Source organism: Arthrobacter sp. Ld5, assembly GCF_051172775.1.
Lineage (GTDB): Bacteria > Actinomycetota > Actinomycetes > Actinomycetales > Micrococcaceae > Arthrobacter_D.
This window is the reverse complement of the sequence record NZ_JBPKBO010000024.1, coordinates 289,011-303,365: the sequence shown is the minus strand read 5'-3', so window position 1 is coordinate 303,365 and position 14,355 is coordinate 289,011. Positions and strand designations below refer to the sequence as shown.

Annotated in this window: 15 protein-coding genes; 2 read left to right on the top strand and 13 right to left on the bottom strand. The window is 72.7% G+C overall.

Annotation, left to right across the window (positions count from 1 at the left end; genetic code table 11):
- Positions 1 to 48: 48 nt before the first annotated feature.
- From ACSGDB_RS14415 to dacB, 13 genes are all read right to left on the bottom strand, one after another.
- The gene (locus ACSGDB_RS14415) at positions 49 to 1,044 is read right to left on the bottom strand and encodes a Rossmann-like and DUF2520 domain-containing protein (RefSeq protein WP_434995570.1); all 996 of its coding nucleotides are present in this window, start codon (positions 1,042 to 1,044) and stop codon (positions 49 to 51) included.
- Positions 1,031 to 2,791: a PH domain-containing protein gene (locus tag ACSGDB_RS14410; protein ID WP_434995568.1), complete on the bottom strand. Its 1,761-nt coding sequence runs from the start codon at positions 2,789 to 2,791 to the stop codon at positions 1,031 to 1,033. Before ACSGDB_RS14410 ends, ACSGDB_RS14415 begins: the two co-directional genes overlap by 14 nt.
- Positions 2,788 to 3,303: a PH domain-containing protein gene (locus ACSGDB_RS14405; RefSeq protein ID WP_434995567.1), complete on the bottom strand. Its 516-nt coding sequence runs from the start codon at positions 3,301 to 3,303 to the stop codon at positions 2,788 to 2,790. The genes ACSGDB_RS14410 and ACSGDB_RS14405 overlap by 4 nt, the downstream gene beginning before the upstream one ends.
- On the bottom strand, positions 3,296 to 3,787 hold the full coding sequence (locus ACSGDB_RS14400; protein WP_434995565.1) for a DUF3180 domain-containing protein: 492 nt from the start codon (positions 3,785 to 3,787) through the stop codon (positions 3,296 to 3,298). The genes ACSGDB_RS14405 and ACSGDB_RS14400 overlap by 8 nt, the downstream gene beginning before the upstream one ends.
- Positions 3,788 to 3,793: 6 nt before the next feature.
- On the bottom strand, positions 3,794 to 4,288 hold the full coding sequence (gene folK / locus ACSGDB_RS14395; RefSeq protein ID WP_434995564.1) for a 2-amino-4-hydroxy-6-hydroxymethyldihydropteridine diphosphokinase: 495 nt from the start codon (positions 4,286 to 4,288) through the stop codon (positions 3,794 to 3,796).
- On the bottom strand, positions 4,285 to 4,701 hold the full coding sequence (gene folB / locus ACSGDB_RS14390; RefSeq protein ID WP_434995563.1) for a dihydroneopterin aldolase: 417 nt from the start codon (positions 4,699 to 4,701) through the stop codon (positions 4,285 to 4,287). The genes folK and folB overlap by 4 nt, the downstream gene beginning before the upstream one ends.
- Positions 4,698 to 5,609 (bottom strand): dihydropteroate synthase, encoded by a 912-nt coding sequence (folP, locus tag ACSGDB_RS14385; RefSeq protein WP_434995562.1) that lies wholly within the window; start codon positions 5,607 to 5,609, stop codon positions 4,698 to 4,700. The genes folB and folP overlap by 4 nt, the downstream gene beginning before the upstream one ends.
- Before the next feature lie 11 nt (positions 5,610 to 5,620).
- The gene (gene folE, locus ACSGDB_RS14380) at positions 5,621 to 6,238 is read right to left on the bottom strand and encodes a GTP cyclohydrolase I FolE (RefSeq protein ID WP_434995561.1); all 618 of its coding nucleotides are present in this window, start codon (positions 6,236 to 6,238) and stop codon (positions 5,621 to 5,623) included.
- 76 nt (positions 6,239 to 6,314) lie between these two features.
- The gene (ftsH, locus tag ACSGDB_RS14375) at positions 6,315 to 8,411 is read right to left on the bottom strand and encodes an ATP-dependent zinc metalloprotease FtsH (RefSeq protein ID WP_434995559.1); all 2,097 of its coding nucleotides are present in this window, start codon (positions 8,409 to 8,411) and stop codon (positions 6,315 to 6,317) included.
- Positions 8,412 to 8,582: 171 nt separating this feature from the next.
- Complete coding sequence (gene hpt / locus ACSGDB_RS14370) at positions 8,583 to 9,134, bottom strand: hypoxanthine phosphoribosyltransferase (RefSeq protein ID WP_434995558.1); 552 nt, start codon at positions 9,132 to 9,134, stop codon at positions 8,583 to 8,585.
- Positions 9,135 to 9,137: 3 nt separating this feature from the next.
- Complete coding sequence (gene tilS, locus ACSGDB_RS14365; protein WP_434995557.1) at positions 9,138 to 10,280, bottom strand: tRNA lysidine(34) synthetase TilS; 1,143 nt, start codon at positions 10,278 to 10,280, stop codon at positions 9,138 to 9,140.
- Positions 10,273 to 11,421: a zinc-dependent metalloprotease gene (locus tag ACSGDB_RS14360; RefSeq protein ID WP_434995556.1), complete on the bottom strand. Its 1,149-nt coding sequence runs from the start codon at positions 11,419 to 11,421 to the stop codon at positions 10,273 to 10,275. Before ACSGDB_RS14360 ends, tilS begins: the two co-directional genes overlap by 8 nt.
- Before the next feature lie 67 nt (positions 11,422 to 11,488).
- The gene (gene dacB, locus ACSGDB_RS14355; protein ID WP_434995555.1) at positions 11,489 to 12,922 is read right to left on the bottom strand and encodes a D-alanyl-D-alanine carboxypeptidase/D-alanyl-D-alanine endopeptidase; all 1,434 of its coding nucleotides are present in this window, start codon (positions 12,920 to 12,922) and stop codon (positions 11,489 to 11,491) included.
- Between the two features lie 171 nt (positions 12,923 to 13,093).
- Here dacB and ACSGDB_RS14350 point away from each other — a divergent pair, with 171 nt between their 5' ends.
- Positions 13,094 to 13,660 carry an inorganic diphosphatase gene (locus ACSGDB_RS14350; RefSeq protein ID WP_434995554.1) on the top strand — a complete coding sequence of 189 codons (567 nt, stop codon included), beginning with the start codon at positions 13,094 to 13,096 and terminating at the stop codon, positions 13,658 to 13,660.
- Positions 13,661 to 13,725: 65 nt separating this feature from the next.
- Positions 13,726 to 14,355 (top strand): hypothetical protein, encoded by a 630-nt coding sequence (locus ACSGDB_RS14345; RefSeq protein ID WP_434995553.1) that lies wholly within the window; start codon positions 13,726 to 13,728, stop codon positions 14,353 to 14,355.

Genomic DNA, 14,355 nt, shown 5'->3' with positions numbered 1-14,355 from the left:
AGGAATGGAGGGCCGGCGCGCGGTTGCGGGCCGCCGGTGCGGGAGGAGTCAGGAAGGCCCGGCCCCGGGGACCCCCGGACCGCCGGAGGCACCCGGACCGCCGGACGCGTCGGTCCCGGGGTCGGGCCCGGGGCCGGACGGCCCGTCCGGTGCGTCCGCGAGGATCGCGAGGATCGCCTCGGCCTGAGCGGGCGTGAGTACACCGCGTTCGAGGGCGCGCAGGGCGGTGGCACGCGCCATGCCGAGGTAGGCCTGGCGGGTGTCCGCCGCGTCATGGGCGTCGAGCGCCCCGCGGTGGGCCCGGACGGTCCCGGCGTCACCGCGTGCCACCGGTCCCGTCAGGGCGCCCTCCCCCGAGGACAGCGCGTTCTCCAGGGAGGCCTTCATGAGCGGGCCGAGCAGGCGGTCCGGCTGCTGGACGCCGAGGTCCGCGAGGAGCTGCGCGGACTGCGCGGCGATCGTGACGAGGTGGTTCGACGCGTGCGCCAGGGCCGCGTGGTACAGCGCCCGCGACTCCTCCTCGATGACCACCGGCTCGGCGCCCATCTCGACGACGAGCGCCTGGGCGATCGGCAGCACGGCGGCCGGGGCGGTGACCCCGAACGTGCTGTCCGGGAGGCGACCGAGGTCGAGCGAGAGCCCGGTGAAGGTCATCGCCGGGTGGATCGCGAGCGGGATGGCGCCCGCCGCACGGGCCGGCGCCAGGACGGCGGTGCCGTACCGCCCGGAGGTGTGGACCACGAGTTGCCCGGCCTGCCAGGCGCCGAGCCGGGCGAGGCCCTCGACCAGGTCCGGCAGGGCGTCGTCGGGCACCGCGAGCAGCACGAGTTCGGCCCGCTCGATGATGTCCGGGATCTCGAGCACCGGCACCCCGGGCAGCAGGTTCTCGGCCCGCTCCCGGCTGGCCTCGGAGACGGCGGAGACCCCGACGACGGCGTGCCCGGCCGAGCGCAGGGCGGCGCCCAGCACGGAGCCGACCCTGCCGGCACCCACGATGCCGACGCCGAGCCGCCCGGGGCGCCGGGACGCATCAGTGCCGGCCATCGGGTGCCTCCTCGGCGGTGCTGCGCGCGGGCGTGTAGCGGGGCGCCACGGGCATCACCCGATGGGGCGCCGGCGACACCGGCACGGGCGGGTGCCCGGTGCCTGCGGAGGGAGGCCCGCCGTCGGGGAGGGCTCCGCCACCGACCGAGGGCGCGGGCGGGCGCGGCGTGCCGTCGCTCGGGGAACGGTCCGTGGACGGTGGGCCGTCGGTCGGGGACGCGACGCCGTGGGCCGACGGCGGGGCGGGCTGCACCGACTCCTCCGGAAGCGGTCGCATCCACTGTTCGGGGCCGCTGCGGCGCCGCGCCTCGGCGGCACGCGCCGCCTGGCCGTGGAACAGGTCCCACGCCGTCGCGGCGTCGGCGAGCGTCACGCGCGGGCTGACCGGACCCGGCGTGGTGTGCAGCACCAGGTCCGCCACGCGGAACCGGCGTCCCACGGGTCCCTGCTCGATCGCCAGCGACTGGGTCCGCGCGTGCGGGACGACGGCGAGCCGCCGCCAGAGGACGCCGGAGCGCAGGAGCAGGGCCGTCGCGGTCACCGCGAAGCCGGTGCGCCGCCAGGCCAGCGGCGCGAGCCACCGCGCGCGGCGCGGCGTGGTGACGAATCCCTCCCCGCCGTCGCGGCCCGCCATCCCCGCGGCGAAGAGCTCGACGGGACGGTCCGTGCCCGGGTCGGGCAGGACGAGGGCGAGGAGCTGCAGCACCTCGTCGCGCGTGCCGACGGGCAGGAGGGTGGCCCGCGCCTGCCCCTCGTTCGAGGCCGATGCCCCGTACCCTGCGACGTTCGCCGTGACGCGGTACCACCCCTTGAGCCGCCACAGGGGCGACTGCACGATGCCCAGCGCCTGCACGCGCCCGGGCGGCACGGTCTGCGCGCGGGTGTCCAGCAGGCCGTAGCGGAGGCGGAGGCCGTCGGGGGAGGTCGCCGCCCGGAAGTTGTACCCCGTGCTCAGTGACGACCAGTAGGACCCTGCCACGCCGATCAGGATCGGGATGAAGGACGTCGCCACGATCGGCGTCTCGAACACCACGCCGAGTGTGATGACCACGATGGTGGCGACGACGAGGGCGATGCTCGTCCCGGACAGCAGCGTGGATCCGACGACCCGGCCGGGCGGGACCACCACCACCTCGCGTTCGGGTGCCTCGACGATCTCGTCGGGGCGCTCCGGGTCAGGCTCCACCCCCGCGGCCCGGGCGAGGATCATGGCGCGCAGGCGGCGGGCGTCGTCGAGCTTGAGGAAGGCGAGCCGGACCGCGGACTCCCCGGCGTCGGCCACCTCGAACTTCAGTTCGGCGAGGCCGAAGACGCGGGCGAGGAACGGCTGGACGATGTCGATGGCCTGGACCCTGTCCAGCCTCGCCTGCCGCTGCTGGCGGAAGATCACGCCGGAGTGCACGCGGACGTGGTCCCGCGTGATCTGGTAGCGCGTGCAGTACCAGGACAGGAGGAACGCGCCGGCGACGATGGTGACGACGCCCAGCAGGACCCCGACGGCCGCGAGGATCCCGACCCCCTCGGGCAGGGGTGAGCCCTCGCGCGACGCCGGACCGAACAGTCCCTCGAACCAGTCCCTGCCCACGAAGTAGAGGATCGCGACGAGGGCGATCCAGCCGCGCACGAGCGGGGAGACGACGTGGACGCGCAGCCAGCCCTCGCCGGGGCCGGCCTGCGTGCCGGCCTGCGTGCCGGTGTCGCCGGTCGCGGGGTGCGGCCCGGGCTGCGGTGGCTGCGGGTGCGTCACAGCCCTGCCAGCCGGGCTTGCCCGCGTGCGGACAGCTGCTCCCGCAGCCTCGCGCCCTCGTCTGTCGGCAGCCCGGGGATCTCGGCGTTCGTGGCGGGGGACGCGGTGTGGAGCTTCAGGGTGCAGATCCCGAAGGCCCGCTCGAGGGGGCCGACGGCGACGTCGACGTACTGCATCCGGCCGTAGGGCACCACCATGGTGCGCTGGAAGACCACGCCGTGGCGCACGAGGAGGTCGTCGTCGCGCTCGGCGTAGCCGATGGCCGCGACCTGGCGCGGGAGGAGCACCCCCCGCCACACCGCGCCGACGAGGACGGCGGCAGGCAGTGCACACGCCAGCCAGAGCGGAGGGAAGGAGTCCCACACGCCGGTGAGGCGCAGCACGAGCGGCACGCAGGCCAGGGCCAGCCAGACCAGCGATCCGATGAGCCAGCCGAGCACCCGCACCCTCAGGTACCTCGGCGACACCCTGGACCACTCGAGCCCCGACGGGTCGATCGGTTCCCTACGCATACTCCCCCTCGCTCTCCCCACCCGGTGCGCCCGTGCCGTCGTCGTCGTCGGACGGGAGCCGGCAGAAGTCCTCGACCACCAATCCCACCATAATCATCACGATTCCGCCCGCCATCAGCGCCACCGACCCCCAGAGGGGCGCCGTGGTGGAGCGGACCGACAGGAGCGCCACCTGGTCCACGAAGATCCCCGCGTGCCAGCCGAGGCTCACCGCGCCGGCGTACGCGCAGGCCTGCGCGAGGACGAGGGTGCGGGTGGCGAGGATCGGATCCAGCGGCCGGTCGCGCTTGCCGTTGCGCCAGCGCAGCACGCGCCGGCCGAACACCAGGGTGATGGTGATGATCGCCGCCGTGGTGACGAGGGACGTCAGCGGGAGGGCCGGCGTGCCGTAACCGTTGCGCGTGGCGAACCAGGTGACCAGCCAGCCGGCGAGACCCGCAACGAGGCCCACGAGGGCCAGCCAGCGGAAGCGAAGGGAGCTCACGGCGTCCTAGGCTTCCTCGAACGGCACCAGGCCCGGAAGGTCCTCGGCCTCGGCGGCGAGGTCGGCCACGCGTCGTCCCCCGAGCCGCGCCCCCGCGTCCATCCACGCCCAGGGCTGCAGGACGAACGCGCGGGTCGCCGCACGCGGGTGCGGGACGGTGAGGTTCCGGTCGTCGGAGACCCAGGTCCCGTAGGTGATGATGTCGATGTCGAGCGTCCGCGGACCCCAGCGCACCGTCCGGGTGCGGTGGTGCTGCTCCTCGACGGCCTGGCAGTGGGCGAGCAGCTCGTACGGGCCCAGGTCCGTCTCGACCTCGATCACCATGTTGAGGTAGTCGGGCTGCTCCGGGCCGCCGACGGGCCGGGTGCGCACCACGGGTGAGACGGAGTGCAGGCGGACGTCGTCCGACCCGACCAGGTCCGCGACGGCACGCACGAGGGTGTCGCGGCTGGCCCCGAGGTTGCTGCCGAGGGCCAGTACCGACCGCACGGTGCCGCTCATGCCCGGCTCCTGCGCAGCGTCACGGCCACGTCGCCGAACGGGACCGTGATGGGGGCCTTCGGCTTGTGGACGGTGACGTCGACGGCCGCCACGGGGAACGCCGCGAGGACCGCAGCGGCGATCGTCTCGGCGAGGGCCTCGATGAGGTCGAAGGGCTCGCCCTCGATGATGCCGTGCACCAGTTCCGCGACCTCGCCGTAGTGCGCGGTCCGGGCGAGGTCGTCGCTGGTCCCCGCGGGCTGCAGGTCGAGATGGAGCGTGAGGTCCACCGCGAAGGGCTGGCCGTCGCGGCGTTCGTGCTCGAAGACGCCGTGGTAGCCCGTGGCGGTGATGCCCGTGAGGGAGACGGTGTCGAGGTCCCCGGACGGCGAGCCCGACCGGCCGGCCGGCGGCACGGTCGCGGCCGTGGTCACGGCCGCGGGCCGGCGGCCGCTGCGACCTTGACGGCGTCGAGGGTCGCGGCGGGGTCGTGGACGCGGACCCCCCAGGTGCCGGCCGCCGCCGCCAGGGTCGCGACGGCGAGGGAGGCGTGGTCGCGCTCCACGGGTGCTGCGGCCTTCCCCGCCGAGGTCAGCAGGGTTCCGAGGAACCGCTTCCGGGAGGCGCCCACGAGGACCCGGTGCCCCAGACCGGTGAAGGAGTCCAGGTTCCGGAGGATCTCCCAGTTCTGTTCGTCGGTCTTCGCGAAGCCCAGCCCGGGGTCGAGGATGATCTGCTCGGCGGCGACACCCGCGGCCACGAAGCGGTCCCGCAGGGCCGTGAGTTCGCGCACCACGTCGGCGACGACGTCGTCGTACTCCGTCAGGGAGCCCATGGTCGCGGCGGTGCCGCGGCGGTGGGTGAGGATGTAGGGGACCCGGCGCTCGGCGACCAGTGCCGGCATCGCGTCCTCGTGGCCCGCGCCGGAGATGTCGTTCACGATCGCGGCGCCGGCGTCGAGGGCCTGCCGGGCGGTCTCCGCGTGCATGGTGTCGATGCTCACGAGCGCCCCGGCCTTCACGAGCGCCGCGACGACGGGCAGGACGCGCGTCAGTTCCTCCTCGACCGGCACCTCACGGGCGTTGGGGCGCGTGGATTCCCCGCCGACGTCGATGATGTCCGCCCCGCCGTAGTGCATCCGCAGCCCGTGGCCGATGGCGTCGTCCGTCGTGGCGTACCGCCCGCCGTCGCTGAACGAGTCGGGGGTGACGTTCAGGATGCCGAGGACGACCGCGCGGTCCGACGGGAGGTCACGGACCGTCCTGGGGGCGCGGACGGGCCGGATGACGGGCAGCGGCGAGGTGGCCGGTCCCGTTCCGGGCGTTGCGGCGAGTGAATCCATGCGGTTCGGTCCTACCTTCCGAGTATGAGGCTCATGGCCTCGGCGCGCGTCGCGGTCTCGCGCAGCTGGCCGCGGACGGCCGACGTGACGGTCTTGGCACCGGGCTTGCGCACCCCACGCATCGACATGCACATGTGCTCGCACTCGATGACGACGATCGCGCCCTTGGGTGTCAGGTGTTCCATCATCGCATCAACGATCTGGCTGGTCAGCCTCTCCTGGATCTGCGGGCGCCGCGCGTAGACCTCGACGAGCCGCGCGAGTTTGCTCAGGCCCGTGACGCGCCCGTCCTCCGAGGGGATGTAGCCGACGTGCGCCGCGCCGTGGAACGGCACGAGGTGGTGCTCGCAGGTGGAGTAGAAGGGGATGTCCTTCACCAGCACCAGTTCCTGGTGGTCGATGTCGAAGGACGTCGAGAGGACCTCCCCTGCGTCCTGATGCAGCCCCGAGAACATCTCAGCGTAGGCCTTCGCCACCCGCTTCGGCGTGTCGAGCAGCCCGTCGCGCTCCGGATCCTCCCCGATCGCCGCGAGGATCTCCCGGACCGCCCGCTGGATGCGGGGCTGGTCGACGGGCGATCCGGTGGCCGCCAGGACCGCATCCACTACTTCGTCGTCGAAATCCGTCACGGGCTCTCCCTCTCGGTGTGGCACTCCTCCGCCTCCGGCCGCACGGCCGGGCGTCGTCCTCTGCAGGCCGGCAGCATCAGCTGTCCGTGCTGTCCGTGCTTCCCGGGCGCTCCGTCCCGCCCGCACTGCTGCGCGGACCGTTCTCCGACGGCTCGGGCGTCGGCAGCTCCGCTTCGTGGACGTCGAAGTCGTTCGGGAGGTTCGCGTGGGCGATCTGGTCCTGCGGCGCCACGGTCTCCGGGGCGGGCTGACCCCCCTCGAGGGCCTCCGCGCGTTCCCGGCGCGAGGTGACCGGGGGCAGCGAGTGCACGGGGCGGGTCTGCTTGGACAGCCAGACCTCCCTGAGTTCGCGCTTCCGGACGTTGGTGAACACCTCGGCGATCTCGGCCTGGTTGAGCGTCTCGCGCTCGAGCAGTTCCAGGGCGAGGCGATCCAGGACGTCGCGGTTCTCGGTGAGGATCTGGTAGGCCTCGTCGTGCGCGTTGTCGATCAGCCGGCGCACCTCCTCGTCGACCACGAGGGCCAGCTGGTCGGAGTAGTCGCGGTCGCTGCCCATGTCGCGTCCGAGGAACGGCTCCCCCGCGCCCTGGCCCAGTTTCACCGCGCCGATGCGCTCGCTCATCCCGTACTGGGTGACCATCTTCCGCGCGGTGCCGGTGGCCTTCTCGATGTCGTTGGACGCGCCCGTGGAGGGGTCGTGGAACACGATCTCCTCGGCGACCCGACCACCCATGGCGTAGGCGAGCTGATCGAGGAGCTCGTTGCGCGTCACCGAGTACTTGTCGTCGCTCGGCATCACCATCGTGTACCCGAGAGCGCGTCCGCGCGGCAGGATGGTCACCTTGGTGACAGGGTCCGTGTTGCGGAGGGCCGCGGCCACGAGGGCGTGCCCGCCCTCGTGGTAGGCCGTGATCTTCCGCTCGAGTTCCTTCATCAGACGGCTGCGCTTCTGCGGCCCGGCGATGACGCGGTCGATCGCCTCGTCGAGGGCGCGGTCGTCGATCAGCTGCGCGTTGGAGCGTGCCGTGAGGAGCGCGGCCTCGTTGAGGACGTTCGCGAGATCGGCACCCGTGAACCCGGGGGTCTTCTTGGCGACGCCCTTGAGGTCGACGCCGCCCGCCATCGGCTTGCCCTTGGAATGCACGGTGAGGATGTGCTCGCGGCCCCTCATGTCCGGTGCCTCGACGCCGATCTGGCGGTCGAAGCGCCCCGGGCGCAGGAGCGCGGGATCCAGCACGTCGGGGCGGTTGGTGGCGGCGATCAGGATCACGTTGGTGTTGGCGTCGAAGCCATCCATCTCGACCAGCAACTGGTTGAGGGTCTGCTCGCGCTCGTCGTTGCCGCCGCCCACGCCGGCACCGCGGTGACGCCCGACGGCGTCGATCTCGTCGACGAAGATGATGGCGGGTGCGTTCGTCTTGGCCTGCTCGAACAGGTCCCTGACGCGGGACGCACCGACTCCGACGAACATCTCGACGAAGTCGGAGCCCGAGATCGAGTAGAACGGCACGCCGGCCTCGCCGGCGACCGCACGGGCGAGCAGGGTCTTGCCGGTGCCCGGAGGGCCGTAGAGGAGCACGCCCTTGGGGATCTTGGCGCCGAGGGCCTGGAACTTCGCGGGCTCCTGGAGGAACTCCTTGATCTCGAGCAGTTCCTCGACCGCCTCGTCCGCGCCGGCGACGTCGTTGAACGTGACCTGCGGCATGTCCTTGGTGATGAGCTTGGCCTTGGACTTGCCGAATTGCATCACCTTGGAGCCACCGCCCTGCATGCGGCTGAGGAGGAACCAGAAGATGACGCCGAGGATGAGGATCGGGACGATCAGGCCGGCCAGGCTGAGGAGCCAGTTGCTCTCGGCGGGCTGGTCGGTGAAGCCGTCCGTGTCCGAGGCGTCGATGGCGTCGACCACGCCCTCCGCCCGCGCGGTGCTGTAGAAGAACTGGACGCTCTTGCCCATGTCCTCGTAGTCCTCGCGCAGGGTGAGGTCCACGCGCTGCTCGCCGTCGTAGATCTTGGCCTGGGCCACCTGGTCATCCTCGAGGAGCTGGAGGCCGACGTTCGTGTCGACGCGCGAGCTGCCCGTGCCGAACAGGCTGGGCAGGACGAGCAGGAGCGCCACGACGGCGAGGACGATCCAGAAGATGGGCCCCTTGAAGATGTTCTTGAATTTCATTCGTCTCAGGGCGCCGAGCCCTGTCCCTCCTGCTGATGCAAGTAAAAATGTGCGGGCGCATCGGCGTACGGGTGCCCCCTGAGCACCTCAACATATACACCGTCCGAGATTGACCACGCGCGGATCGGGGCAATAGTTCCCCTGCCGGCGTAGCGGCGGCGGGCGCGGAACCTACTCGTAGACGTGCGGCGCCAGGGTGCCGATGAAGTCGAGGTTGCGGTACTTCTCCGCGAAGTCGAGGCCGTAGCCGACGACGAACTCGTTCGGGATGTCGTAGCCGACGTACTTGACGTCGATCTCGACCTTCGCGGCGTCGGGCTTCCGCAGGAGGGTGCAGATCTCGACGGAGGCGGGGCCGCGGGAGAGCAGGTTGGCCTTGAGCCAGGAGAGCGTGAGGCCGGAGTCGATGATGTCCTCGGCGATCAGGACGTGCTTGCCCATGAGGTCGGTCTCGAGGTCCTTGAGGATGCGCACGACGCCGGAGGACTGCGTGCCCGACCCGTAGGAGGACACTGCCATCCAGTCCATCGTGATGTGGGAGTTCAGGGCCCGGGCGAGGTCGGCCATGACCATCACCGCTCCCTTGAGCACACCGACGAGGAGGATGTCGCGACCCTGGTAGTCGGTGTCGATCTGCCGCGCGAGCTCGTTGATCCGCTGCTGGATCTCCTCCCGGGTGTAGAGGACGTGCTTGAGATCTGCCTGGACGTCGTTCGAATCCACCGATTACTCCTGGATTGGGCGGCGGTACTGCTTCCCGCCGGGACCGTTGTCGCTGCCATTGTTCCGTAGAACAAGACTGCCATAGCTTGGTTCTCCGCGAAGAACCGATCGTCCCCGCACCTGGCGGTGCACGCTCACCTTCCCGCCCAGCTGCACCGGCCCGGCCGAACCCTTCCGCTCCAGCAGCGATTCGGCGGCGCGGAGGCGTTCGAAGCTCGGCTGGAAGGCGCCGAGTTCGAGCGCGGCGAGCGCGAGGACACGCTGCCGGAGCGCGGCGGGCAGCGCCCGCAGGCCATCCTCCGGGAGGAGCACCGTGCCGTCGTCGCCCTCCGTGCGCAGGGAGGCGTACGCGTCGGCGCTCAGCTGCTCGAGGAGGTCGGCGTCCTGCCCGAGGATGCGCGCCGTGCGTGCCAGCGCGCGCGCGATGCCCGGTCCCAGTCGGTCCTCCAGGAAGGGCAGCACCTCACCGCGGACGCGGGAGCGCGCGTAGGAGGGGTCGAGGTTGGTGGGGTCGTGCCACGGGTCCAGCCCGTAGAAGGCGCAGATCGCCTCCGTGTCGGCCCGGCGCAGGTCGAGGAACGGCCTCCGGTAGGGGCCGCGGCGCTCCGGCATGCCCGCCAGGGACCGGGTGCCGGAACCGCGGGCGAGGCCCAGGAGCACCTGCTCCGCCTGGTCGTCGAGCGTGTGGCCGAGCAGGACGGCGACGGCCCCGAGCCGGGACGCGGCGTCGTCGAGTGCCGCGTAGCGGGCACCGCGGGCGGCGGCCTCCGGGCCGACGCCGCCGTGTTCGACGCTGACGCGACGCACCTTCACGGGGTCGAGCCCGAGGCCCCGGACCGCGGCGGCTGCCCGCTCGGCGGTCCCGGCGCTGCCGGCCTGCAACCCGTGGTCGACGACGACGGCGCCCACCCGGCACCGCCCGGTGCGCGCGAGGTGCACCGCGACGGCGGCGAGGGCCAGCGAGTCCGGTCCCCCGCTGCAGGCGACGAGGACGAGCGGGAGGTCCGCGGAATCCGGTGCCGCAGCGCCGTCGTCGTCAGGGCGCCCGCCGCGCCGCGGCGGCTCCGCGAGGAGTCCCTCCAGGCTCGCGGCGAGCAGGTTGCGCGCAGTGCCGACCGCCGGGAGCAGGCGCGGGCGCCTAGCCATGACGGCGCAGGCTCATCCTGTCGATCCACTCGTCGGGCGCGTGAATCTCCCGCTCGGTGGGCAGGTTCGACGCCGCTTCCCACACCGCGTTGAAGCCGTCCATGCCGGTCTGGCTGACGACCCGGCGGACGAACTTCGAGCCGTCGCTGTACTGGCGCATCTTCGCGTCCAGCCCCATGAGCTGCCGGATGATCTTCTCGAGCGGACCGCGGGACGTGCCGCGGGCGTTGAAACGGCGGCGGATGGTCTTGACGGAGGGGACGATGCTGCCGTCCACGCCGTCCATGACGACGTTCGCGTGGCCCTCGAGCAGGCTCATGACGGCGGTGAGGTGGGACAGGAGCTCCTTGTCCTCCGGGGCCTGCAGGATCGAGAGCACCCCGGCGGGCCGCGGCGGCACGCCGTCGGTCGCTGTCCGCGCCGCGGCCTCGCCGCGGGAGCGGACCCTGGCGGTGGTGATGTTCCTGACGGCGGCGCCGAGCCGTTCCGAGAGGGTGTCCGCCTGGTCCAGCAGGCCCGAGGTCAGCTGCCCGATGTGGCTGGTCATGTGGTCCTTCAGCCACGGTGCTGCCGCGAACTGCACCCGGTGCGTCTGCTCGTGGAGGCACACCCAGAGCCGGAAGTCGGACGGGTCCACGTTCAGCTCGCGCTCCACCGAGATGATGTTCGGCGCGACGAGCAGGAGCCGGCCGCCCAGCCCGTCGCGCGGGGGCGCGAACGGGTCGTACTGGCCGAGGACCTTGCTGGAGAGGAACGCGAGGATCGCGCCGAGCTGCGCCCCGGTGACGGTCCCGCCGAGGGTCAGGGACGCGGACTTCAGGACCTCGGGCCGCGTCGCGGCCAGCTGGTCCAGTGCGGGGTCCAGCAGCGCGCGGAAGCTCTGCGAATTGGCCCGGGACCAGGACGCGCGGTCCACGACCAGCAGTTCGGAGTCCCGCAGGTCGCGGGCCGCGTCGAGCCGGGAGATCGCGTGGACATGGTTCACGGACACAGCGGCGAGGTGGCGCATGTTCTCGACGGCGCGGGTGATGTCGACCGGGGACATGGTGGGCCCGGGCGGGGTCAGGGACGCGGCCGTGGAGGCCGCGAGATCCCAGTTGACCAGCTGCGGGCGGGGCGTGGCTGACTCGTTCCTGGACATGCGCCTATTCGATCACATCCCTCCGGCGGGGGCGGGCCGGCCCCTCCACCCCGCGGGTGCGGTGCCGCTAACGGCAGCCGCACCCGGCGAGGACGGCGGCCGCGTGGTCGGCGGCGGCCCGCGCCTCGGCCGGTGCGCCGTCGAGCCCCGCCGCGAGGAAGGAGAACACGAGGAGGCGACCGTCGGCGGTGACCACGTGCCCCGTGAGCCCGGTGACCGCATTGAGTGTCCCCGTCTTGGCGCGGACGGTGCCCGCCCCGGCGGCGGCGGGTCCGTCCTCCGCCGTGAAGCGGGAGGAGAGGGTGCCGGTGAGTCCGGCGATGGGCAGCGATCCGGCGACGGCGGCGACGCCCGGACGGTCCGACGTGACGATCCCGCGCATGAGCGCGGCCAGCTGCGCGGGTGAGACGGCGTTCCGGGTGGACAGGCCCGCCGCGTCTCCGACCAGCAGCCCCTCCTCGGGGACCCCGGCCCGCACGGCGGCCTCGGTGATCGCTTCCGTGGCTCCACCGGACGAGGCCGGGCGGCCGCTCGCCCGCGCTGCGGTCCGGGCGAGGGCCTCCGCGAGGTAGTTGTCGGAGACCTCCAGCATGCGCCGCACCTGGTCCTGCAGGGGCGCCGAGTCGACGGCCGCGAGCGGTGCGGCGTCCTCGGGCGCCGTCCGCCGCTGCACCTCCGGGACGACGACGACCCCGCGGTCCGCGGCCGCCGCCACGAGGGCCGAGGTGAACACGCGGGCCGCGTCGAGGGCCGCGTCCTGGGAGCGCGGCCCGGCGCTGCTCCCCTCCCCGAGCCGGGCGGATTCGATGGCCAGCGCGTGGACCGGTGCGATCTCGCCGGCCGCCACGTCCCCCTCCGCCCACGTGGGGTTGAGGGGCGCCCCCACGAACAGGGTGTCGTCGAGGTACACGGTGTAGGTCCCCGTCCCCGGCAGCGCGGCGGCGGTCTCCGCGGCGAGGGTCCCGAGGCCTGCACGGCCGACCACGGCGTCCGGGTCCGACGCGCCGGCCCCGAGGAGGACGTCCCCGCCGCCGTGGAGGTAGAGGGCCCCGGGCGTCGACTCCGCGCCGAGGACCGACGTCGTCAGGACCTGCTCCGGCTGCCCGAACGTCAGGGCGGACACCGCGGTGAACAGTTTGATGGTGGAGGCCGGCGCCTGGAGGCGTCCGGCGTCCCGGGCGTAGAGGACGCTCCCGTCCGTGGGGTCGACGACGGCGGCCGCGAAGGTGCCCGGCCCCGGGAACTGCAGGGCCGCGTCGAGGTCCCGCCCCAGGACCGCCGGGTCCGGCACCGGGGCGGACGCCGACAGCGTCGTGACGACGTCGGGCACCGCCACGGCCGTCGGCGGGATCTGGGCGGGCGGCGTGACCGGCGGGGCGACCGGGGACGGCGGGGCGACCGCCGCCAGCACCCCCGGCGTGAGGTGGGTGGCCACCGGGACCGCTATCGCTGCCATGACCAGGACCAGGAGGAGGCCGGTCAGCAGGCGGAGCGGGCGCACGCGGTGTCCTTTCGCGCAGTGCCGCCAGGAGCGCTGCAGGTACGGAGAATGCCCGGGTACCGGCGGACGACCGATATGTTAGGGCTGACGATCAAACAGTAGACCGGCGGAGCCCCCTTGTCCCCGAGGGCGCGGCCGCGGGCTGCCCATCGACCTACCCCAGGAGTTGCCATGAAGCTCGACGTCACCATCGAGATCCCGAAGGGCTCGCGCGTCAAGTACGAGATCGACCACGAGACCCACCGCCTGCGCCTGGACCGCGTCCTGTTCACGGCCATGCAGTACCCCACGCACTACGGCTACTTCGAGAACACCCTCGGCGAGGACGGCGACCCGCTGGACGCGCTGGTGATGCTGCAGGACTTCGACCTCATCCCGGGCGTCCTCGTCGAATCGCGCCCCATCGGCGTCTTCAACATGGTCGACGACGGCGGCGGGGACGCCAAGGTGCTCTGCGTCCCCGCGGACCCCCGCTTCGACCACATCCAGGACCTCTCCGACGTCTCGGACTTCCTGCTCGAGGAGATCAAGCACTTCTTCACGAAGTACAAGGACCTCGAACCGGGCAAGTGGGTCGAGGCCGCCGACTGGGCGGGCCGCGAGGCGGCCGAGGCAGAGGTCGAGGCCTCCCTCCAGCGCTTCAGGGATCTCGGTGACACGAGCGAGGAGGACGAGCCGCAGGGCCGCTCCGTCGATGTCGAGGCGAGCAACGCCACGGAGACTCCCGAGGGACGCTAGCCGCGAACCGCACGAAATCAACGCACTTGCGTTGACCCGGGTCCTCCAGGCTCCATACTGATGCCATGCGTTACGTCCTGACGATCAACCAGCGCGACTCGCGTGAGGTCGGGGATCTCACCGCCGACCTGCTGAAGGTGCTGCGGGACGTGCCCGCCGCGGTGCCGTTCCAGCGGTCGGTCGGGGACGAGGTGCAGGGCGTGGTGGATTCGGCGACGGCCGCGGTGGAGGCGGCGCTCCGCGCGCTCCGCCACCGGCGCTGGCACGTGGGCGTCGGCGTCGGCGGCCTCACCCCGCCCGTGCCCGAACGCCTCGTCGACGCCGAGGGCTACGGCCTCGTGTACGCACGCCGCGCGGTGGACCGGGCCCGGAGGACCGGGGAGCGGATCCCCCTCGCGGTCGCGGGCCCGGACAGCGAGGTCGCCGCCGAGGCGGAGGCCGTCCTGCGCCTGCTCGGCCAGATCGTCGCCACGCGGACGGAGGCCGAGTGGGCCGTCGTGGACCTCCTCACGCCCGGGGCGCGGGGACAGCAGAAGTACGTGGCCCAGGAACTGGGGATCACCACGCAGGCCGTCAGCCGGGCCGTCGTCCGGTCCCACTGGACGGAGGAGTGGGCGACACGGCCCGCCGCGGCCCGGCTGCTGGACCTCGCGCACGGTCCTGCGTCCCTCCCCGCGGCCGCACTGGCCTACTGA